Below are 20,088 nucleotides of genomic sequence, written 5' to 3' on the forward strand. Positions count from 1 at the left end.
TGGCAACGCCTCACCGCGGGCACGCGCGACGATGACCTTCGTCCTGAGCGCTGGGCGTCAGGCGCCGTCATCCGGCTCATCGCGGACGAGACCCACCGTCTCGCCGTAGGCCCACACGTCGAATTCGGGTGGCTCGTGGCCGAGCGTGGTGAGCGCCGTGGCGATCTGCGAGCGATGATCGCTGCCGTGATGGAGGACCTGGGCGAGGCGGATCCCGAGCGTCGCGTGGGTGACGCTGCCGTCCTCGTGCGTGACGACGATGTCGGTGTCGGGATCGAGTTCTCGTTCCAAGATCGCCTCCCAACCGGCCGCGTTCGCGGCCGCGACGGGAAGCAGGTCGGACAGCGGCAGGCCGTCGGGGTCGAACCCGGGGATCCCGAGATCGCCCCGGGAGATGCGGGACAGGTACCAGTTGTCGGCGTCGACGAGGTGGCGCGCCGTATCGAGCGTGCTTCCGTAGATCGCGGGGATGTGCCGGGTGAGCTCCTCCTCGGTGAGCGAGCCGCAGCGCCCGAGGAGCTGCTCGGTCGCCCAGGAGTGGTGGCGCAGACCCTCGCGTAGCATCGGTCAGAACGCCCGGAACGCGATCGTCGCGTTGGCACCGCCGAACCCGAAGGAGTTCGACAGCGCCAGCCTGACGTCGAGCTCGCGGGCCGCGTTCGGCGTGACGTCGAGGTCGCAGTCCGGGTCGGGCGTCACGTAGTGGATCGTGGGCGGGATCACACCGTTGGCGATGGCCAGCGCGCACGCCGCCCCCTCGACCGCGCCGGCGGCGCCGAGCATGTGGCCGGTCATCGACTTCGTCGAGGAGACGGCCGCCGCGTGCGCGTGCTCGCCGAGCACGTTCTTGATCGCTGCGGTCTCGGCCGCGTCGTTGAGCGGTGTCGAGGTGCCGTGCGCGTTCACGTAGTCGACGGCGGTCGCTGGCTCGCCCGCGTCGTCGAGGGCCCAGGTCATCGCGAGCGCCGCGCCCGAGCCCTTGGGGTCGGGCGCGGTGATGTGGTGCGCGTCGTCGCTCGCGCCGTAGCCCGCGACCTCGCAGTAGATGCGAGCGCCACGCGCCCTCGCGTGCTCCTCGCTCTCCATGATCAGCGCGCAGCCCCCCTCGGACAACACGAACCCGTTGCGCTCGGCGTCGAACGGACGCGAGGCGGTCTCGGGGTCAGGGTTCTTCGTCAGTGCCGTCATCTGTGCGAACGCCGCCACCGTCAGCGGGATCGTCGCCGCCTCGGAACCACCCGCGATCGCGAGGTCGCTGTACCCGTCGCGGATCAGCCGCATCGCCTCGCCGATCGCGTGGTTCGACGAGGAACACGCGGAGACGGTGCAGTAGTTCGGCCCGGTGAGCCCGAAGTGCATCGCGATGTGGCCGCCGGCGGCGTTGGCCATCAGCATCGGCACCATGAACGGCGAGACCCGGCCGGCGCCCTTCTCCCGCAGCACGTCGTGTTGGCGCAGAAGGGTCTGCACGCCGCCGATGCCCGTGGCGTAGATCACCGCGCCCCGCTCCGAGCGCACCTCCGGCTCGCCGGCATCGGCCCATGCCAGCTTCGCGCTCGCGATCGCGTACTGCGCGAATGGATCGGTGCGGCGGGCTTCCTTGAGGTCGAGGTGGTCCGCGACGACGAAGTCGACTGGGAAACCGGCCAGCGACACGGGCAGTTCGCTCGTGTCGAACGCTTCGATCGGCCGCACCCCGTTGGTGCCGCTCGTGAGCCCGCGCCAGAAGGCGTCGATCCCGGTGCCGACCGGGGTCACCGGTCCGATGCCGGTGATCACGACCTTGCGACGTTCGCTCACGGAGGGAACGCTCCTGTCCCGCGGCCTCGTGCCGGCCGCGCTACGAGACGCCCAGCTTGGTCGCCACGAGGTCGACGGCCTGGCCGACGGTCTTCGCCGACTCCATCTCGTCCTCGGGGATCTCGATGCTCCACTCCTCCTCGAGCGCGAGCACGGCCTCGACGAGGTCCAGCGAGTCGGCGTTGAGATCCTCGGCGAAGCGCGCGTCGGGCACCACCTGCGCCTCGTCGACGGCGAGCTGCTCCGCGAGCACCTTCTTCACCCTGGTCTCGATCTCCGAACGGTCGGTCATCCGTCTTCCCCTCCTGCTTCCTGGTCCGCCCAAGGCTAGCGGGCGGAGCCCCATCGCGACCGCCTCAGGCGGTCAGCCCCCCGTCGACCGGTATCACGGCACCGTTCACGTACGACGCCTCGTCCGACATCAGGAACCGGACCACGGCTGAGACCTCCTCGAGGTGCGCGGTGCGCCCCAGGGGTGTCTGGTCGACGTAGTAGGCGCGCGCCCGCTCGTCGAGGTGCGACGTCATCTCGGTGTCGACGAGCCCGGGGCAGATCGCGTTCACGGTGACGCCCTTGGTCGCGATCTCGCGCGCGAGCGACTTCGTGAGTCCGAGGAGCGCCGTCTTCGATGCGGCGTAGACGGTTTGACCGGCGTTCCCGCGCAGGGCCACCGCGCTCGAGATGTTCACGATGCGGCCCCACTTCTCGCGCAGCATGCCCCGCATCGCGGCCTGCGCGCACAGGAACGCGCCCTTCACGTTCGTGGTCATCACCCTGTCGTAGGTGTCCATCGAGTATTTCAGCAGCAGGCCGTCCTGGCTGAACCCGGCGTTGTTCACGAGGCCGGTGACGTTGCCGGCCTCCTCGGTGACCCTGCGGAAACCCTCGGTCACGCTCGACTCGTCGGTGGTGTCGAGGAAGACCGTGAGCCCCGGGGTGCCCGCAACCTCGAGCGCGTCCACGACGGCCTTCGCGGCCGCCTCGTCGCTGCGGTAGCCGATCGCGACGGTCCACCCTGCCTCGGCGAGAGCGATCGAGCATGCACGGCCGATGCCGCGAGACGCGCCCGTGACGACGGCGACCTTCGACGTCATGTGGTGGCCCCGGCTGGGGCCGACGTCCCCACGTCGGTGGGCGACGGCAGGGTCCAGCGTACGAGCGTGGCACCCCACGTGAGCCCCGCGCCGAACGACGCGAACAGCACGAGGTCGCCCTGCCCGATCGTCCCGGCGCGCCATGCGCGGTCGAGCGCGATCGGGATCGAGGCGGCGCTCGTGTTGCCGACCTCAGCGACGTCGACCACGGCCTTGGCCGGATCGATCCCGAGACGGTCGACGACGGCGCTCATGATGCGCGCGTTCGCCTGATGCGGGATCAGCACGTCGACGTCGTCGATCGTGTGCCCCGACTTGTCAAGCAGCTCGCGACACGCCGCGGCCATCTCGGTCACTGCCCGCTTGAAGACCTCGCGTCCGTTCGGCATGCGCACGGTGTGGTCGTTGGCCTCGACGGTCTCGGCGGAGGCAGGCGTGCGCGTGCCGCCCGCGGGCATCCACAGGATCTCCGCTGCGTTCCCATCGGCGCCGAGGATCGAGCCCTCGATGCCCGCCACCTCGGACGCCCGCACCACCGCGGCGCCCGCGCCGTCGCCGAACAGGATGCAGGTGCCGCGGTCGGTGTAGTCGAGGATGCGGCTGAAGATCTCGGCCCCGATCAGCAGGATCGTGTCGGCCATGCCGGCGGTGACGTAGGCGGTGGCCGCGCTCAGCCCGTAGCTGAATCCGGAGCACGCCGCGTTGATGTCGAACGACGGGCAGCTCACGCCCAGCTTCCGTTGGACCCACACGGCGGTCGCAGGGAAGATCGTGTCGCCGCTGATCGTGGCCACCACGATCATGTCGAGCTGCTCGGGCGCCACCCCCGCGCTCGAGAGGGCGCCGCGCGCCGCTTCCACGGCGAGGTCGCTCGTCTGCGTCCCGGCGTCGGCGAAGTGGCGAGCCTCGATGCCCGTTCGGTCCCGGATCCATTCGTCGTTCGTGTCGACGAAGCCCTCGAACCAGGTGTTGGGCACGAGTCGCGGCGGGAGCGAGCTCCCCACCCCGGCGATGGTGGCGTGGCGCGTCACGGCGCCGAGCTTACCGCGGCCGCCGCAGCCTCGGGCGAGCCGACCGCGACCGCGCTCGCGTCCGGCACGACCCGCTTGGCCATCTTCGTGAGCACGTCGCCGGGGCCGCACTCCAGGAACGTGGCGGCGCCCGCGGCGGCGAGCGCCTGCGCGTCCTCCTGCCATCGCACGGGCGAGATCACATGGCGTTCGAGCAGCGACCGCAGCCGGGCGGGGTCCGAAACGAGCGTGCCGCTGACGTTCTCCGCGATCGGGAACGCGGGAGTCGAGAACTCGAGAGAGTTCAGCTCGTCGAGGATCGGCTGCACGGCCGGCTCCATCAGCGGGGAATGGAACGCCCCGGCCACGTTCAGGCGCACCGCGCGGGTCGTCCGCTCCGCGGCGAGCGCCTCGGCACGCTCGATCGCCGGCACCGAGCCGCTGATCACCGACTGCACGGGTGAGTTGCGGTTCGCGACGAGCAGCACGTCGTCGCCGCGGGCCTCGTCACAGAGCGCCTCGGCGTCGTCGGGGCCGGTGCCCAGCAGCGCGGTCATCGTGCCGGGCCGGGCCTCCCCGGCGCGCTGCATGGCCTCCCCGCGCACGACCACCACGCGCAGCGCCCCCGCGAGCGGCAGCACACCGGCGGCGACCAGGGCGGAGAACTCGCCGAGCGAGTGCCCGGCGGCGCCGATCACACCGGTCAACCCCTCGGCCTCGAGCACCCGGAACGCGGCGACGCCGCAGGCCAGCAGGGCAGGCTGCACGAACTCGGTCGTGGCGAGCGCCGCCTCGTCGTGAGCGCCGGCGACCACGTCGCGGCCCATCGCCTCTGCCGCTTCGTCGAGCACGACCAGGCCGGCAGGATGGCCGACCCACGGGTCCGCCATGCCGGCGAACTGCGAGCCCTGCCCCGGAAAGACCACCGCGACCGTCATGGCGCGGAGCCTATCCGGGATGTGACGCCCGCGTGGTTTCGCCCTGGTGAAGTTGCCAGCCCAGGAGCCCTCCTGTTGAATGGCCTGCGAGTCCCATCATGGCCGAGAGGATTCAACGATCTTCTTCTCCCACGTCCAAGAACCAGGGGACGGAGGGTGTACTCGGGTTCCTTGGTCGCGACATGGCCGTCGACCTCGGCACCGCGAACACGCTCGTGTACGTGCGTGGCCGCGGCGTCGTGCTCAACGAGCCGAGCGTCGTCGCGATCAACACCCTTACCGGAGCCATCCTTGCCGTGGGCGCCGAGGCCAAGCGCATGATCGGGCGCACGCCGAGCCACATCCAGGCGGTGCGCCCCCTGAAGGACGGCGTGATCGCAGACTTCGACGTCACCGAGAAGATGCTCCGGTACTTCATCCAGAAGGTTCACAAGCGGCGCCTCCTCGCGAAGCCGCGCGTGGTCGTCTGCGTCCCGTCGGGCATCACCGGCGTGGAGCAGCGCGCGGTCGAGGAGGCGACGATCGCGGCGGGTTCCCGTCGCGCCTACATCATCGAGGAGCCCATGGCGGCCGCGATCGGCGCCGGGCTCCCGATCCACGAGCCCACCGGGAACATGGTGGTCGACATCGGCGGCGGGACGACCGAGGTCGCGGTGATCTCGCTCGGAGGCATCGTCACGAGCACGTCGATCCGCATCGGCGGCGACGAGCTCGACGAGGCGATCATCCAGCACGTGAAGAAGGAGTACTCGTTGCTCCTGGGTGAGCGCACGTCGGAGGCGATCAAGCTCGCGATCGCGAGCGTGTTCCCGATGCCGGAGGAGCTCGTGGCCGAGATCAAGGGGCGCGACCTCGTGAGCGGTCTGCCGAAGACCATCACGATCACGGCGGAGGAGATCCGCCGCGCGATCGAGGAACCCGTCAACGCCATCATCGACGCCATCAAGACCACGCTCGACCGGACCCCCCCCGAGCTCTCCGCGGACATCATGGACCGCGGCATCGTGCTCACCGGCGGCGGCGCCCTGCTCCGCGGGCTCGACAAGCGCCTGCGCCACGAAACCGGCATGCCCGTGCGCATCGCCGACACGCCGCTGCAGGCGGTGGTGCTGGGATCCGGCAAGTGCCTCGAGGAGTTCGAGGTGCTGCAGCGCGTCCTGGTGACCCCGTCGCGCCGGTAGCCGCCCGTGGTCACCCGGCAGCGCCCCCGCTCGACGCGGCTCCTGGTGGTCGCCCTGGTCTCGATCTCCCTCGCGGTGATCACCCTCGATTACCGACAGGGCGCATCTGGCCCGCTCGCCGGGGTCGGCAGCGCCGCGAAGTCCGTCATGGCGCCCATGCAGGAAGCGGTGACGACGGTCACCGAGCCGGTCGGTGACTTCTTCTCGGGGCTCGCGCACCTTCCCTCGCTCGCCGATGAGAACGAGCGGCTGCAGGAGGAGAACGATTCCCTCCGCTCGCAGATCGCGTCCGATGCATACGAGCAGGAGCAGTACCAGGGGCTGCTGGACCTCATGGAGCTCCGCGGCTCACTCGACCCAACGTCGGTGCCGGCGCTCGTGATCGCGAACGGCATCTCGAACTTCGAGTACACCATCACGATCGACAAGGGATCGAACGCCGGCATCGAGGTGGATCAGCCGGTGGCGACCGGTTTCCCGGGCTCGCCGATGCTCGTCGGGCGCGTCGTGCAGGTGACCCCGACGTCGTCCGATGTCCGGCTGATCATCGATCGCGACTACGCCGTCGCCGCCACCGTCGAGGGCACCGAGGAAGCGGGCCTCGTCGAGGGCCAGGGCGATCAGGATCTGCGCATGAGCCTCGTGGAGCCTGGCACGGTGATCGAGGGCGACGAGTCGGTCTTCACGCAGGGGTACGAGGTCAACGGCGAGGTCGGCCTCTATCCGCCCGGCATGCTGATCGGCCAGGTCTCACGAACGATCGAGGCCGAGAACGTCACGCAGGAGTATGTGGAGGTGCGTCCCGCCGTCGACTTCGAGACGCTGCAGTTCGTACTCGTGTTGCAGGCGAGGACGGAGGCGTGAGCCGGTGACCCGACGTGTGCTCGTGACGATCGTCGTCATCGTGACGGCCCTCCTGCTGCAATCGACCTTGTTCTGGAACCTCAAACTCCTCGGCGTGCGCCCAGAGCTGATGTACCTCATCACGATCGTGATCGCGATCCTCGAGGGGCCGAACGAGGGTGCGGTCACCGGGTTCGCGGCGGGCCTCGCACAGGACTTCCTGTTGAACCAGCCCAAAGGCATCACGGCGCTCACGCTGACCCTGGTGGGCTACGCGGCCGGCCTCGCACGCCAATACATCGTCTCCCCGTCGCCATTGCTGCCCACGATCCTGGTCGGGGTGGGCACGGCGGCAGGCATCGCGTTCTACCAGGTCGTCGCGTTCCTCCTCGGTCAGCTCGAGGAGACGTTCTCCTACGCGATCCGCGTGACCCTGTTGACCGCGCTCTACAACGCGATCCTCACGCCGATCGTCTACCCGCTGCTGCGCCGAGTGATCGAGGGGTCGAGGCCGACACGGGTGGTGAGGTTCTAGATGGAGAAGAGCTCCGCCCGCCTCAAGGTGTTCGCGATCCTGGTGCTCGTGATGTTCGCGGCCCTCTCGACCCGGCTTTGGTTCCTGCAGGTGCTCGCAACGCAGGTCTATGCCGAGGAAGCCCAGAACAACGGTGTGCGATCGGTCGCGATCGACGCGCTGCGCGGGGAGATCTGGACCGAGGACCAATACGGCAAGCCCAACGGGCAACCGCTCGTCCAGAACCGCAGCAGCCTCGAGGTCCGTGTCGACAAGCAGGAGCTCGAGGAAAGCGGCGTGGCCGAGCAGGTGCTGGGTGAGCTCTCCGCGATGCTCGACATCCCTGTGAAGCAGATCCGTCGCGATCTCGAGAGCAAGCTCTACTTCGACTACCAGCCCAAGCCCGTCGCGGAGTTCGTGGACGAAGAGGTCGCGTTCGCGATCCGGGAGCGGCAGGAGGACTTCCCCGGGGTGCAGGTGCGCAACGCGAGCGTGCGCGAGTACCCGATGGGGACGACTGCTTCGCACATGGTCGGCTACGTCGGGCAGGTGACGGCTCCCCAACTCGAGAGTGACGAGTTCCAGTCCTGCGAGGAACTCGACTCCACCGTGCGCTGCTATGGCCCGAACGACATGGCCGGCCAATCCGGCCTCGAGGTGCAGTACGAGCGATGGCTGCGGGGGGGCAAGGGTCTCCAGCGCTACGTCGTGAACTCCGACGGGGAGCGCATCCGCGATCTCGGCGGGCGTGAGCCTGCCCCCGGAGGTGACCTGGTGCTCACGATCGACAGCGAGTGGCAGCGGGCTGCCGAGGACCACCTCCGAGAGAGCATCTTCCGTACGAAGCAGGTCTTCGACGAGGACAGCCTGAAGTACTTTCAGGCCGATGCGGGCGTCGTGATCGTGCTCGACGTCGAGACCGGCGGGGTGAAGGCCATGGCCTCGTGGCCCGACTTCGACCCTCGGTGGTATGTAACCGGCCTGACGCGGGGGCAGGAGTGTTACCTCGGCTACGATCCGGACTGCGCTGGCGCGGACGCCGTGGCCCCCCTGCTGAACCGCGCCTATCAGGAGGTCTACATCCCCGGCTCGACCTTCAAACCGTTCACGGCCCTCGCCGCGGTCAAGGAGGGCTATGCGGATCTCGGAACGAGTTACGCATGCCCATCGGAGTACGTCCATCCGGGTGACACGTCGGGAGCCTCCTTCTCGAACTGGTCGACGCAGGACCTGTATCCAGGGAACCTCGCGGAGCACCTGATCATCTCCTGTGACTCGAGCTTCTACGAGTGGGGCTCGGACTTCTGGTTCCGGTACCAGAACGACCAACTCGGTGAGAACAACGAGCCGCTGCAACGGGACCTCCGCGCCTGGGGCTTCGAGAGGCCGACGGGCGTCGACCTGCCGGGAGAGGCGAGCGGGTTCCTGCCCGACGCCGAGTGGGGCAATGACCCGGCGCAGCGGGACCTGTTCGGTGCGGGCGGGTGGAACCCCGGCGGCTACATCCTCACGATGATCGGATCCGGCTACATGTCGGTCACCCCCCTACAGCTCGCAACCGCCTACGGCGCGATCGCGAACGAGGGTCACATGTGCCGTCCCCACGTCGTCGATCGGGTGATGGCGAGCGACGGCGAGTCCGAGCTGAAGACGGTGAACGGCCAGTGCGATCGAACCGTGCCCTACACGAAGGCCGAGCTCGACTACATCCGAAACGCACTCACCCAGGTGCCCCTTCGGGGCACGGCGCGGAGCGCCTTTTACGGCTTCCCACTCGACGAGATCCCGGTGGCCGGGAAGACCGGCACCGCGTACCGTGGCGATCAGTTCCAGGACACGTCGTGGTTCGCCGCGATGGTGCCGGCGAACGACCCGAAGTACGTGGTCGTGGCGATGGTGGAACAGGCGGGCTTCGGGTCTGACGTGGCGGCGCCGCTCGTGCGCCGCATGATCGAGACGATGTACGGCATCGAGTCGGACGCACCGGTCATCACCCAGACGGGGCAGGACTGATGGACGTCGTTGCAGGTCGAGTCTGGGCCGACGAACGGCGCCCGATCCGCCACCTCGACCCGACGTTACTGCTCGTCACGGCGGCACTCGTGGTGATCGGCCTGTTCGCGATCTACTCCGCCACGAGCCAGACCCTGCGCGCCGACGGCTTCGATCCGTTCTCCCGCGTGAACAAGCAGGTGGTCACCGCCGTGCTCGGCCTTGTGCTGCTCCTCGTGATGGCCACGTTCGACTACCGGTTCCTGAAGGTCTACGCGGGGTTCATCTACGGGGCGACACTCGTGGGGCTGCTGTTGCTGCGCATCCCGGGGCTCGCGGCGAGCCAGACGGGCACGAGCAACTACATCAACATCCCCGGCGTCAGCCTGCTGCAGATCAGCCCGTCGGAGTTCGCGAAGATCGGCCTGATCGTGATCCTCGCGGCGATGCTGTCCGAGCTGCGGTCGCCGGTGCCGACCGTTCCGGACCTCGTCCGAGTGATCGGCGTCGCCGGCGTGACGATGCTGCTCGTGTTCGTGAACGTCGAGATCGGCACGACGATCGCGCTCGCGGCGATCACGGTGGGCGTGCTGGTCGTCGCCGGCACCCAGGCGAAGCACTTGATCGCGCTCGCGGCGGCCACGATCGTGCTGATCGCGCTCGCGTTCCAGATGAACGTCGTCGAGGAGTACCAGGTCGAGCGGCTGCTCACGGTCTTCGACTCCGGCTCGGTCAGCGAGGACGCGCGATACAACCTCGAGCAGTCGGTGATCGCGGTGGGCTCGGGCGGCATGTTCGGGCGCGGGTACCTGCAGGGCTCGCAGACGAACCTCGACTACGTGCCCGAGCAGCACACCGACTTCATCTTCACGGTGGTGGGGGAGGAGTTCGGCTTCTTCGGCTCGGCCTTCGTGCTGGGGCTGTTCGCGCTGCTGCTCTGGCGGGCGATCCGCATCGCGTACCTGTCGAAGGATGCGTTCGGCACCTACCTGGCCACCGGGGTCGCATCGATGTTCGCGATCCAGATCTTCGTCAACGTCGGCATGGTGATCGGCATCATGCCGATCACCGGCATCCCGCTGCCGTTCCTGAGCTACGGGGGCACGGCGATGCTCGTGAACTTCGTGGCGATCGGCATCCTGCTGAACGTGCACATGCGCCGGTTCAAGTAACCGGGCGCGTCACGACCCACACGAACGTCGAGCCTTCGGGGCCCGTCGACTCGAGCAGCACGTCGCCGTCCATCGCGTTGGCCGACATGCGCGCCAGCGTCAGGCCCAGCCCGACCCCCTGATGGGTGCGGGTGTTCAGGCTCTCCGCCTGTTCGAGCGGTTCGAAGATGCGGTGCATCGCCTCGGGGTCGATGCCGGACCCGTGGTCGGTGACCCGCACCTCGGGCCCCGACGGGCCGAGGGTCACGGACACGATCACGGGCGAGTCGACGGGGGAGAACGCCAGCGCGTTCTCGACGAGCTCCTCGATCACGCGGTGGGCGGCGGTGCGGTTCAGGCTCGCCATCGCGGGGCCCGCAGGGGCCTCGATCGTGACCCGCTCCCGTCCCTCCGCGACCTCGCGCGCCACCTGCACCACGTCGGCCCATTCGGTCAGTCCGGCCTCGACGGCCGCCTCGAACCGGTGCACGAGCCTGGCCAGCCCGTTCGCGCGGTCGACGAGGCTTTCCAGGATCGCCCCGCGGTCCTCCTCGGGCGCGGTTCCCTTGGCGAGCGTCTGCGCCATACCCAGGATCACGGTCACCGGGGTGCGGAGTTCGTGGCCCAGCCGCGAGATCAGCTCGTGCCGCCGAGCCGCCCGCTCGAGCAGGGCCTCCTGGGCGATCTCGAGCTGACGGGTACGTCGACGCTCACGCCCGAGGGCCTCGGTGAGCTCCTCGATCACGGTGGGCGTGACCTCGGGAGAGAGCACCCCCCCGCCGGTGACCGCCTGGCGAACCGCGTGCAGGATCTCGTCGCCGTCGCTGTCCTTCAAGACGTAGCCGGACGCACCCGCGACCAGCATGTCGCGCACCGCCCGCTGGTCCTCGGAGCCCGTCAGGGCCACGATGCCGAGCGACGGGAACCGCGACTTGAGCTCGCGGGTGGTCTCGATGCCGTCCATCTCGGGCATGCGGACATCCATCAACACCACGTCGGGGTCGAGACCCCCGATCATGGCCAGCGCTTCCGCACCGTTGGGCGCCTGCCCCACGACGGTCATCTCCTCGGTGTCGAGCAGCATCGCGAGGGACTCGCGGAACCCGTCGTTGTCGTCGACGAGCAGTACACGGACCCGATGCATGGCCGATGGAAGGGTCGCCACGTTGGCGGGGAAGGCGACGTTGCTCATGGGGGAAGTGTCGGCAGGTTCGGCGTACGGCGGTATCCAGCCAACGCCGGGTTCCCCCCGGGGGACACGGCCCTGTTCCTCTGGTCCGGAGGGACTAGGCCGCCCCGATGCGGAGCGGGCCCCGACCGGTCGGTTCGTGCTCGGGTCCCCGTTCGCGCTGCTATGCTCGTGCGCAGACGTTCCCGTCCAGGACCGGATCCACCGGATCCACGGTCTCGGCGGGTTTCCGGGAGTCGAGGAGGCGCGCGACCGCCGCCCAGCCGCATCAACGGCCAGGAGCGCGGACCGCGAGCGCCGGACAAGGATGTAACGGGTGCGCGATCTCGCGCGAGGCCGGGCGCGCGGCACCGGCCGCAGCGTGGGCACCGATAGCACCTCGTCGCCGAGCACGGCGCGCTGCACGCGCGCGCGGTTCGGTGGTTGCGTCTGCACCGGCCTCAGCGCGTCCTCTCGCATCGACCGAGAGGAGTAACCGTGGATCACGAGACCGAGGTCGCGGCACCGAAGGTGCCGACCGACCCCGAGGTCGACGAGCGCATCGCCGCATTCAAGCGGGGCGCGCCGTTGCCCAAGCCCGGCACCCCCCCGAAGCCCCGGACCGGATCGTCGCCGAGGACGGAGGCGCCGGCGAAACCCGAGGCGCCCGCGAAGACGGCAGCGAAGCCCGAGAGGCCCGCGACGACCGAGTCGCACGGAGGAGGATCGGGCGGGGTGGCCGAGGGCGAACCGGCTCCGAGCGCCTCGAGCGGGGCGCGCCGCCGGCGCCGGGGGGGCCGAGGCCGTGGCAGCAGGGGCTCAGGCTCTCCGTCGGCAACGACCACCGATGGGTCCGACGCCCCCTCGAGCGATGCCTCGCCCACGCGCCCGGCGCCGGCTCGCCCCCGTCCCTCGTCGGGCTCGGAGGGATCGGGCGAGACCGAGACGGCCGCCGAAGAGGTAGCCGGCACTCCCGAGACCGCCGACGTATCGTCCTCGCCGTCAGGCGCCCCGCGGAAGCGGCGTCGCCGCGGCGGTCGGGGGCGGGGCCGAGGGGGAAGCGGGAGCGCCTCGGAGCGCTCGCGAGAGGATGCCGAGGGTGGCGTCGACCCTTCACCTCGAGCGCAGACCTCTTCGTCCCAGCGTGACGACGCTGCACCCGACGCGCCCGCAGGCGGACGGAGCACGTCGTCGCGAGGCGGCGGTGGCCGCGGGGGATCGGGATCGAAGTCGGGCCAGGGCCGCGGGGGCGGCAACGGCCAGTCCAAGGACGATCAGGATTCTCGGGGCGGGCGGACACAGCAGATGACCGTCGAGGAACAGGTCGCGGCAGGCGGCCCGACCCGCGGGATCCGCGGCAGTCGCAGCCGCCCCGGGCGTGACGGGCGCCGTCGTCGCGAGCCCGCGATCGTGCCGCCCCGCATCACTGACAAGCTGATGGTGATCACCGAGCGCGGCGAGCGCGACCAGATCGCCGTACTCGAGGAGGACGTGCTGGTCCAGCACTACGTGACCCGCCAGGGCGCGACCTCGATGGTCGGCAACGTCTACCTGGGCCGCGTGCAGAACGTGCTTCCCGGTATGGAGGCCGCGTTCGTCGACATCGGCCGTGGCCGCAATGGTGTCTTGTACGCCGGTGAGGTGAACTACCGGCCCGAGGACCTGGAGGGGCCGGCCCCCCGCATCGAGAACGTGCTGAAGTCGGGTCAAGCCGTGATGGTGCAGGTGACGAAGGACCCGATGGGCGGCAAGGGCGCTCGCCTCACCGCCCAGATCTCGCTGCCCGGTCGCTACCTCGTGTTCGCCCCCGACCAGGATCTGTCCGGCATCAGCCGCCGACTCGGCGACACGGAGCGCAAGCGGCTGAAGTCGATCCTGAAGAAGGTGCAGCCGAGCGGCCACGGCGTGATCGTGCGCACGGCCGCCGAGGGTGCACCCGAAGAGGCGATCATCCACGACATGAAACGGCTCGTCGCGCTCTGGGACGACATACAGAAGCAGGCGAAGAAGGTGAAGGCCCCCGCGGTGATCTACGAGGAGCCCGAGCTCACGCTGCGGGTGTTCCGGGACCTGTTCACCGACGAGGAGTTCCGGGGGCTCGTCACCGACTCGCCCAGCATCTACGAACGCGTGCTGGCTTACGTCCGTGACATCGCTCCCGACCTCGAGACCAAGGTGACGCTGCACACTGGCGCGCTTTCGGCGTTCGAGGAGCACCGCATCGAGGAGCAGATCCACAAGGCCCTCGATCGCAAGGTGTGGCTGCCGTCGGGCGGCTACCTGATCATCGAGCGGACCGAGGCGATGACGATCGTCGACGTGAACACGGGCAAGAGCGTCGGGAAGACGAACCTCGAGGAGACGGTCGTGAACACGAACCTCGAGGCCGCGAAGGAGGTCGCGCGTCAGCTACGGTTGCGCGACATCGGCGGCATCATCGTCGTGGACTTCATCGACATGCTGCTCGACAAGAACAAGGGCAAGGTCGAGGAGACGATGAAGGAGGCCATGGCGCTCGACAAGACGCGGAGCCAGGTCTTCGAGATCGGGCCGCTCGGCCTGATGCAGGTGACGCGCAAGCGCGTATCCTCTGGCCTGGTCGAGTCGTTCTCGGAGACCTGCCCGACCTGCGAGGGCCGGGGCATCCTGATCAACTACGAAGGGTCGTGAACGCTGGTGACCCGCGACCAGCGCCCGTGACCGGTGTGGAGGCACGCATGTATGCGGTGATCAAGACCGGCGGCAAGCAGCACAAGGTGCAGGCCGGCGACGTGATCGAGGTCGAGAAGATCGTGCACGAGGGCGAGACGGTGACGTTTCAGCCGCTCCTCGTCGTCGACGACGACGGCGAGACGCACGTCGGCGCCGAAGCCGCGAAGGCGACCGTCACGGCGAAGCCGCTGGGGGAGAAGAAGGGCGACAAGGTCCGCATCTTCAAGTACCGGCCGAAGAGCGGGTACGCCCAGCGCGGCGGTCATCGCCAGCTGCTGACCCTGCTCGAGATCGAAAGCGTGGCCCTCGGCGCCACGAGGAAGACGACGTCGAAGAAGGCCGAGGCCACCTCGGAGCCCGAGGAGGCGGCGGCGCCCGACGGCGACGGGTCGTAGGGGAGGACACGTCTGCGCCTTTGTTACCCTGGAGGTCTTATGGCACACAAAAAGGGCGGCGGCTCGTCCCGTAACGGCCGCGACTCGAACGCGAAGCGCCTCGGCGTGAAGGCTTACGGCGGTGAGGCCGTCACCGCCGGCGCTGTCATCGTGCGCCAGCGCGGCACCCGCATCCACCCGGGTGACGGCGTGGGCAAAGGCGGCGACGACACGCTCTTCGCCCTGCGCGAAGGGCTCGTGACGTTCACGGAGTCCCGCGGGCGCAAGTTCGCCTCGGTCCTCCCCGCCGAGTAGCGGTTCACCCGCGTACCCGCGCCCCGATCTCGTTGGCCCACGCCTGGATCGTCGGCTTCAGCCCTCCCGCCTTCGTAGCGAGGTACTTCACGTTCTCGCGCTGATGACGACGCTTCGACGTGCGGCGCATCGCGGCGAACGGGCCGAGCGGTCGCCCGGTCGGCGTCGTGCCGGCGCTGCCGGGGGGCGGAACCTCGAGCGGCGGCGGCTGCGAGAAGTAGTAGGCGGTCTCGGCCCGTTCCGCGCCGTCGGCGTGCACGACGATCAGGATCGGCGAGCCCTTCACGCGCCGGGCGGAGCGGATCTCGGCGAACGGTACACGAGTCTCGCTCTGCGACGAACCATCGACGAAGACAAGCGCGTCGTCGTCGAGGCGCAGCGTGCCCTCTCGGTCGCGCACATCTCCACGGCGCAGCTGCACCCGCCAGACGGTCACCGGCTCCACCACGGCCTCATCATGGCCCGCCGTGCCGCGTGCGACCACCGTAGGCTTGGGGACATGACGTTCGTCGACGAGTGCACGCTGTTCGCCCGTGCGGGGCGTGGGGGCAACGGGTCGGCGTCGCTGCACTCGGAACCGTTCAAGCCGCGTGGAGGGCCTGACGGCGGCGACGGAGGCGACGGGGGATCGATCGTCTTCGAGGTGTCCGGCGGCGTGCACGACCTCTCGTGGCTCGCCGACCATCCCCACGTCAAGGCCGACGGCGGCGAGCCGGGGCGTAAGGCGAAGCGTGACGGGGCCTCCGGCCGCGACGTGGTGGTGCCCGTGCCCGACGGCACCGTGGTCTTCGACGAGCACGGCCTCGTGGCCGACCTCGTGGGTGAGGGGGCGCGCAGCGTGGTCGCCCACGGCGGCCGAGGGGGACGGGGCAACGTTGCTTTCGCCAGTGCCCGCAATCGCGTGCCGAGGACGGCGGAGCCGGGGGAAGACGGCGAGGAGAAGCGCCTGCGCGTCGAGCTGCGCACAGTCGCCGATGTCGGACTCGTCGGGCTGCCGAACGCCGGCAAGTCGACGCTGCTCGCCCGGCTCACAGCGGCCAAGCCCAAGATCGCGAGCTATCCCTTCACCACGCTCACGCCGAACCTCGGTGTCGCCGGGGGCGATGCGGACCGTTTCGTCGTGGCCGACATCCCCGGCTTGATCGAGGGCGCGAGCGAGGGGCGCGGCCTGGGCCACCGGTTCCTGCGGCACGTCGTGCGGTGCCGCGCCCTCGTGCTCGTGGTCGATCTCGCCGCCGACGATCCGGTTGCCGATCTCCGCGTCCTGCGCGACGAGCTCGCCGCCTACGACCCGGAGCTCGTGGAACGGCCGACGATCGTGGTGGGGGCGAAGGCGGACCTCGTCGACGACCCCGCCGCCGCCGCAGCCCTCCTCGGCCACGAAGCGCTCCCCGTCTCGGCCATGACCGGCGACGGCGTCCACGACCTGCTGCAGCGTCTCGGACCGCTGACGCGCGAGGCGGTCGAGGGCCAGCCCGAGCGTCAGCCGTACGTGGTGCTCCGACCGGGCCGGCCACGCTTCACCGTCACCCGCGAGCCGGACGGTCGCTGGCGGGTGACGGGACGCTCGGTCGAGCGATGGGTGCTCGAGGCCGACCTCGACGATGAGGGAGACGTCCTGACGCTCGCCCGCCGGCTCAAGAAGGAGGGGGTCGAGCGCAAGCTCGCCTCGCTCGGAGCCCGCCGCGGCGACGAGGTCGCGATCCACGACCGTGTGTTCGAATACCTGCCCGACGAGCCGCCAGCCGATGAGACCGACGAGCGAGCCGGCGCGGAGACTGCCGAGTGACGGACCTGCATCGGCTCCTGCGCGAGGAGGACGAGTCCTGGGGGGCCTTGGGCCGATGCTTCGATCGGATCGGCGACGAACGATTCGAGGAGCCGACCCTCACGGCCGAGGGGTGGTCGCCCAAGGATGCGATGTTCCACATCTCCGGGTGGATGGCCGATTGCGCCGTGCAGCTCGAGCGCATCCGCGAGGGGTCGTTCGACCCCGCCGAGGAGACGCGCGAGGAGATCGAACGCCAGAACCGAGCATGGTTCGAGATCTCGAGAGCCATGGGTCCGCCCGCGGTCAGGGCCGGCTTCGAAGCATCGCGCCGACGGATGGTCGAGGCGATCGGCACCCTCGACGAGATCACGCCCGAGGCGGCGGAGTGGTTCGAGGAGTCCGGTGCCCTGCACTACGCGAAGCACGTCGAGGACCTGCGCTCGTTCATCGAGGCATCAGCTCCGTGAGCGCGTCGGTCCCCGTGTTCGCGCCCTCCCCGGAAGTTGCGGGTCTGCCCACTAGGATTGGGGGAGTGAGGACGCGCCTGGGCATCATGGGCGGCACGTTCGACCCGATCCACTTCGGGCACCTGGTCACCGCCGAAGAGGCGCTGCACCAGTTCGAGCTCGACGAGGTGCTGTTCGTGCCGACGGGCCGCCCGTGGATGAAGGAGCACGGGGTCGTCTCGCCGCCCGAGGATCGGTACCTGATGACGGTGATCGCCACCGCGTCGAACCCGCTGTTCGGCGTCTCTCGCATCGAGGTCGACCGCGACGGGCCTACCTACGCCGTCGACACGCTGCGGGAGCTGCGCCACGAACGGGGCCAGGGTACCGATCTCTTCTTCGTCACCGGAGCCGACGCGGTGCTTGAGATCGTCGAGCAGTGGAAGCAGCCCGACGAGCTATTCGTCCTCGCACATTTCATCGCGGCGACCCGGCCGGGGTTCGATCTCGAGGCATTCGAGGCGCACGCGCCCACGAAGCACCCGGGTATCACGGTGATGAGCGTGCCGGCGCTTGCGATCTCGTCCACCGACGTGCGGGCCCGGGTGCAGACGGGTCGACCGATCCGCTATCTGGTCCCGGAAGGCGTGAAGAGCTACATCGAGAAGTCGGAGCTCTACCGGTGAGCGCCTCGGTTCCCCCGGGCGAGCCGGCGCGGCCGTCCCGGGTCGAGCGAGCCGCCCGCGCCCGCCGGACCCGTCGCGGCGTCGTGTGGGGGGTCCTGGCGGCCCTGGTGGTCGTGATGATCGGTGCCTTCATCCTGACCCGTGTCGACGATCCCTCGGCACCCGCGGGCGAGGGCCGAGCCGACGGCGGCGGGTCCGACGAGCCGGCGATGCTCGCCCTGCAGGTGAACGGTGGCCCCGCGCCGTTCCTCGCGGTCGTCGGCGTGCCGACCGAGGGCACGCCGTTCCTGATGCCGCTGTCGTCGGAGCTCAACATCGTGGTGCCGGGGCAAGGGGAGACCTCGACGGCGGGGGTCGCCGCCCTGCCCGGCGACTCGATGCGGGTGGCGCTCTCGAACATGAGCGGCATCTGGATCGAACACTTCGCGGTGCTGACCCTCCGTGACCTCGCGTCGGCGGTCGATGCGGCCGGTGGTGTGACCGTGGATCTCCCGGAGTCCTACCCGACCACCGGGGACGTGCTGGGCCCCGGCGAGGTCACGTTGTCCGGTGCCCAGGCCAAGGCGTTCCTCGCGGGAGCCACCGACGATGCCGGAGTGCGCTGGGAGATCTTGCTGCGCGCGATCCTCGACGGTCCGAGCCCGCCGGCCGTGACGGCAGAGGTCGAGACCGACGACGTCGAGGCCGTGAACGCCACGCTCGCCGACGCGCAGGGGGCCGACGTGCTCGACATGCCCACCGAACGCGTGACCGCGACGATCATCGTGCCGGTGTATCCGACGCTCGACGAGCTGCTCTCGGGCATCCTCGGCACACCCACCCCCGTGCCCGTGATCGTGCAGAACGGCAGCGGCGAGCCCGGGGTGGGGGAGTCGGTCGCGGTGAGCATCCTCCCCGAGGCGTTCCGCACGGTGCTCTCGCAGAACGCGCAGAGCTTCGACATCGCCAGGACCGAGGTGTTCGCGAACGGACCGGACCACGCGGGAGAGGCGCGTGCCGTGAAGGCAGCCCTGGGGGTCGGCCGTGTCCGCGTCGCGGCGGTACCATCGAACGTCGGCGACATCACGATCGTGGTGGGGAAGGACTTCACGGCTTGACGCAGGAACAGAGGAAGCAGGCGGTCGGCGCCACAGCGCTGCCGCCCAGCCGCGACGTGGCGATCGCCGCCGCCCGAGCCGCAGCCCAGAAGCAGGCCACGGACATCGTGGTCCTCGACGTCAGCGAGGTCATCGTGATCACCGACCTCTTCGTGATCTGCTCGGCAGCCACCCAGCGACAGATCCGCACCGTGATCGACGCCGTCGAGGAAGCCCTCCGCGGGCTCGGCGTGAAGCCGCTCCGACGCGAGGGCGAGCCCGAGGCCGGCTGGTGGCTCCTCGACTACGTCGACGTCGTCGTGCACGTCTTCGGCGAGGAAGAGCGCGCCTACTACGACCTCGAGCGTCTGTGGTCCGATGCACCCCAGGTTGAGTGGGAAGCTTCGGACGCCGCCGCGACCGGCCGATAGAATCACCCGGCGAGGGCCCATAGCTCAGCTGGTAGAGCGCTTGGCTGGCAGCCAAGAGGTCAGGGGTTCGACTCCCCTTGGGTCCACCGACCCTGACCTGCGGGAACGCAGGAACGCAGGAACAGGAGCGGCGGAGCGATCCGAGCGCGGTGAGATTCCGCAACGGATTCCGCAACCGCGACCCACGGTGCCAGAGCGCACTCCCGTCCCGCGAGGGAAGGAGTGCAGTATGCCCAGGCACAAGCGGAACATCGGAAGCATCACGCGGAAGACGAACGGGCGCTGGTATGCAGAAGTCTCCGTGCAAGACCCGGTTTGCGGCCGCTCAAAGCGCGTTGCGCTCGGCGGGTTCAGCACGAAGGACGACGCGGAGCGCGCAATCGCAAAGGCAGTCACGGAAATGGCGACCGGCGGATTCGTGATGCCGGACCGTACGACTCTCGGTGCGTATCTCTCCGAGAACTGGCTTCCGTCCGATCGAAGGAGACATCCGGCCGACGACCATGGCGAACTATCAGGCTCTCTCCCGCTGCTACGTTCTGCGGTATCCGATCGGCGGGCTGCGGCTCGCGTCGCTGAGCGAGCT

General features: G+C 69.5%; 21 protein-coding genes, 1 tRNA gene and 1 pseudogene. 14 read left to right on the top strand and 9 right to left on the bottom strand.

Going from position 1 to position 20,088, the window contains the following annotated elements:
* Positions 1-57: 57 nt before the first annotated feature.
* The 6 genes from VFI59_15565 to VFI59_15590 form a co-directional block, all read right to left on the bottom strand.
* The gene (locus VFI59_15565; GenBank protein HET6715111.1) at positions 58-564 is read right to left on the bottom strand and encodes a DinB family protein; all 507 of its coding nucleotides are present in this window, start codon (positions 562-564) and stop codon (positions 58-60) included.
* Positions 565-567: 3 nt separating this feature from the next.
* Positions 568-1,800, bottom strand: a complete 1,233-nt coding sequence (gene fabF / locus VFI59_15570) for a beta-ketoacyl-ACP synthase II (GenBank protein HET6715112.1) — start codon at positions 1,798-1,800, stop codon at positions 568-570.
* 40 nt (positions 1,801-1,840) lie between these two features.
* Complete coding sequence (acpP, locus tag VFI59_15575; GenBank protein ID HET6715113.1) at positions 1,841-2,092, bottom strand: acyl carrier protein; 252 nt, start codon at positions 2,090-2,092, stop codon at positions 1,841-1,843.
* Between the two features lie 64 nt (positions 2,093-2,156).
* Positions 2,157-2,894: a 3-oxoacyl-ACP reductase FabG gene (gene fabG, locus VFI59_15580; protein ID HET6715114.1), complete on the bottom strand. Its 738-nt coding sequence runs from the start codon at positions 2,892-2,894 to the stop codon at positions 2,157-2,159.
* Positions 2,891-3,925 carry a beta-ketoacyl-ACP synthase III gene (locus tag VFI59_15585; GenBank protein ID HET6715115.1) on the bottom strand — a complete coding sequence of 345 codons (1,035 nt, stop codon included), beginning with the start codon at positions 3,923-3,925 and terminating at the stop codon, positions 2,891-2,893. The genes fabG and VFI59_15585 overlap by 4 nt, the downstream gene beginning before the upstream one ends.
* Positions 3,922-4,842: an ACP S-malonyltransferase gene (locus VFI59_15590; GenBank protein HET6715116.1), complete on the bottom strand. Its 921-nt coding sequence runs from the start codon at positions 4,840-4,842 to the stop codon at positions 3,922-3,924. Before VFI59_15590 ends, VFI59_15585 begins: the two co-directional genes overlap by 4 nt.
* A gap of 98 nt (positions 4,843-4,940) precedes the next feature.
* Here VFI59_15590 and VFI59_15595 point away from each other — a divergent pair, with 98 nt between their 5' ends.
* Genes VFI59_15595 through VFI59_15615 form a run of 5 tightly spaced genes read left to right on the top strand, consistent with a single transcriptional unit; the run spans position 4,941 to position 10,544 of the window.
* The gene (locus VFI59_15595) at positions 4,941-6,023 is read left to right on the top strand and encodes a rod shape-determining protein (GenBank protein ID HET6715117.1); all 1,083 of its coding nucleotides are present in this window, start codon (positions 4,941-4,943) and stop codon (positions 6,021-6,023) included.
* Positions 6,024-6,068: 45 nt separating this feature from the next.
* Positions 6,069-6,887 carry a rod shape-determining protein MreC gene (gene mreC / locus VFI59_15600; GenBank protein ID HET6715118.1) on the top strand — a complete coding sequence of 273 codons (819 nt, stop codon included), beginning with the start codon at positions 6,069-6,071 and terminating at the stop codon, positions 6,885-6,887.
* Positions 6,888-6,891: 4 nt separating this feature from the next.
* Complete coding sequence (mreD, locus tag VFI59_15605) at positions 6,892-7,401, top strand: rod shape-determining protein MreD (GenBank protein ID HET6715119.1); 510 nt, start codon at positions 6,892-6,894, stop codon at positions 7,399-7,401.
* Positions 7,402-9,393 carry a penicillin-binding transpeptidase domain-containing protein gene (locus tag VFI59_15610; protein HET6715120.1) on the top strand — a complete coding sequence of 664 codons (1,992 nt, stop codon included), beginning with the start codon at positions 7,402-7,404 and terminating at the stop codon, positions 9,391-9,393.
* Positions 9,393-10,544 carry an FtsW/RodA/SpoVE family cell cycle protein gene (locus VFI59_15615; protein ID HET6715121.1) on the top strand — a complete coding sequence of 384 codons (1,152 nt, stop codon included), beginning with the start codon at positions 9,393-9,395 and terminating at the stop codon, positions 10,542-10,544. Before VFI59_15610 ends, VFI59_15615 begins: the two co-directional genes overlap by 1 nt.
* Here the strand turns inward: VFI59_15615 and VFI59_15620 are convergent.
* Both VFI59_15620 and VFI59_15625 read right to left on the bottom strand, forming a co-directional pair.
* Positions 10,537-11,715, bottom strand: coding sequence for a response regulator (locus VFI59_15620; protein ID HET6715122.1), 1,179 nt, complete (start codon positions 11,713-11,715; stop codon positions 10,537-10,539). The genes VFI59_15615 and VFI59_15620 overlap by 8 nt on opposite strands.
* 479 nt (positions 11,716-12,194) lie before the next feature.
* Positions 12,195-12,662, bottom strand: coding sequence for a hypothetical protein (locus VFI59_15625; protein ID HET6715123.1), 468 nt, complete (start codon positions 12,660-12,662; stop codon positions 12,195-12,197).
* Positions 12,663-12,996: 334 nt separating this feature from the next.
* Here VFI59_15625 and VFI59_15630 point away from each other — a divergent pair, with 334 nt between their 5' ends.
* From VFI59_15630 to rpmA, 3 genes and pseudogenes are all read left to right on the top strand, one after another.
* Complete coding sequence (locus tag VFI59_15630; protein HET6715124.1) at positions 12,997-14,361, top strand: Rne/Rng family ribonuclease; 1,365 nt, start codon at positions 12,997-12,999, stop codon at positions 14,359-14,361.
* Between the two features lie 47 nt (positions 14,362-14,408).
* Positions 14,409-14,705 (top strand): annotated as a pseudogene (gene rplU, locus VFI59_15635) (50S ribosomal protein L21).
* 132 nt (positions 14,706-14,837) lie between these two features.
* Positions 14,838-15,092 (top strand): 50S ribosomal protein L27, encoded by a 255-nt coding sequence (gene rpmA, locus VFI59_15640; GenBank protein ID HET6715125.1) that lies wholly within the window; start codon positions 14,838-14,840, stop codon positions 15,090-15,092.
* Between the two features lie 4 nt (positions 15,093-15,096).
* Here rpmA and VFI59_15645 read toward each other — a convergent pair whose 3' ends face one another.
* The gene (locus VFI59_15645) at positions 15,097-15,540 is read right to left on the bottom strand and encodes a hypothetical protein (GenBank protein HET6715126.1); all 444 of its coding nucleotides are present in this window, start codon (positions 15,538-15,540) and stop codon (positions 15,097-15,099) included.
* 51 nt (positions 15,541-15,591) lie between these two features.
* Here VFI59_15645 and obgE point away from each other — a divergent pair, with 51 nt between their 5' ends.
* The 6 genes from obgE to VFI59_15675 all read left to right on the top strand — a co-directional run bounded on the left by obgE (position 15,592) and on the right by VFI59_15675 (position 19,588).
* Entirely contained in the window at positions 15,592-16,881 is a 1,290-nt protein-coding gene (gene obgE, locus VFI59_15650) for a GTPase ObgE (GenBank protein ID HET6715127.1), read from the top strand.
* A complete protein-coding gene (locus tag VFI59_15655; GenBank protein HET6715128.1) occupies positions 16,878-17,330 on the top strand; it encodes a maleylpyruvate isomerase N-terminal domain-containing protein in 453 nt (150 codons plus the stop codon). The genes obgE and VFI59_15655 overlap by 4 nt, the downstream gene beginning before the upstream one ends.
* An 86-nt stretch (positions 17,331-17,416) precedes the next feature.
* Positions 17,417-17,995, top strand: coding sequence for a nicotinate-nucleotide adenylyltransferase (gene nadD / locus VFI59_15660; GenBank protein ID HET6715129.1), 579 nt, complete (start codon positions 17,417-17,419; stop codon positions 17,993-17,995).
* Entirely contained in the window at positions 17,992-19,092 is a 1,101-nt protein-coding gene (locus tag VFI59_15665) for an LCP family protein (GenBank protein HET6715130.1), read from the top strand. Before nadD ends, VFI59_15665 begins: the two co-directional genes overlap by 4 nt.
* Entirely contained in the window at positions 19,089-19,502 is a 414-nt protein-coding gene (rsfS, locus tag VFI59_15670) for a ribosome silencing factor (protein ID HET6715131.1), read from the top strand. Before VFI59_15665 ends, rsfS begins: the two co-directional genes overlap by 4 nt.
* A gap of 13 nt (positions 19,503-19,515) precedes the next feature.
* Positions 19,516-19,588, top strand: a tRNA-Ala gene (locus VFI59_15675).
* The last annotated feature ends 500 nt before the right edge of the window (positions 19,589-20,088 follow it).

The organism is Actinomycetota bacterium (genome assembly GCA_035697485.1).
Lineage (GTDB): Bacteria > Actinomycetota > UBA4738 > UBA4738 > HRBIN12 > JAOUEA01.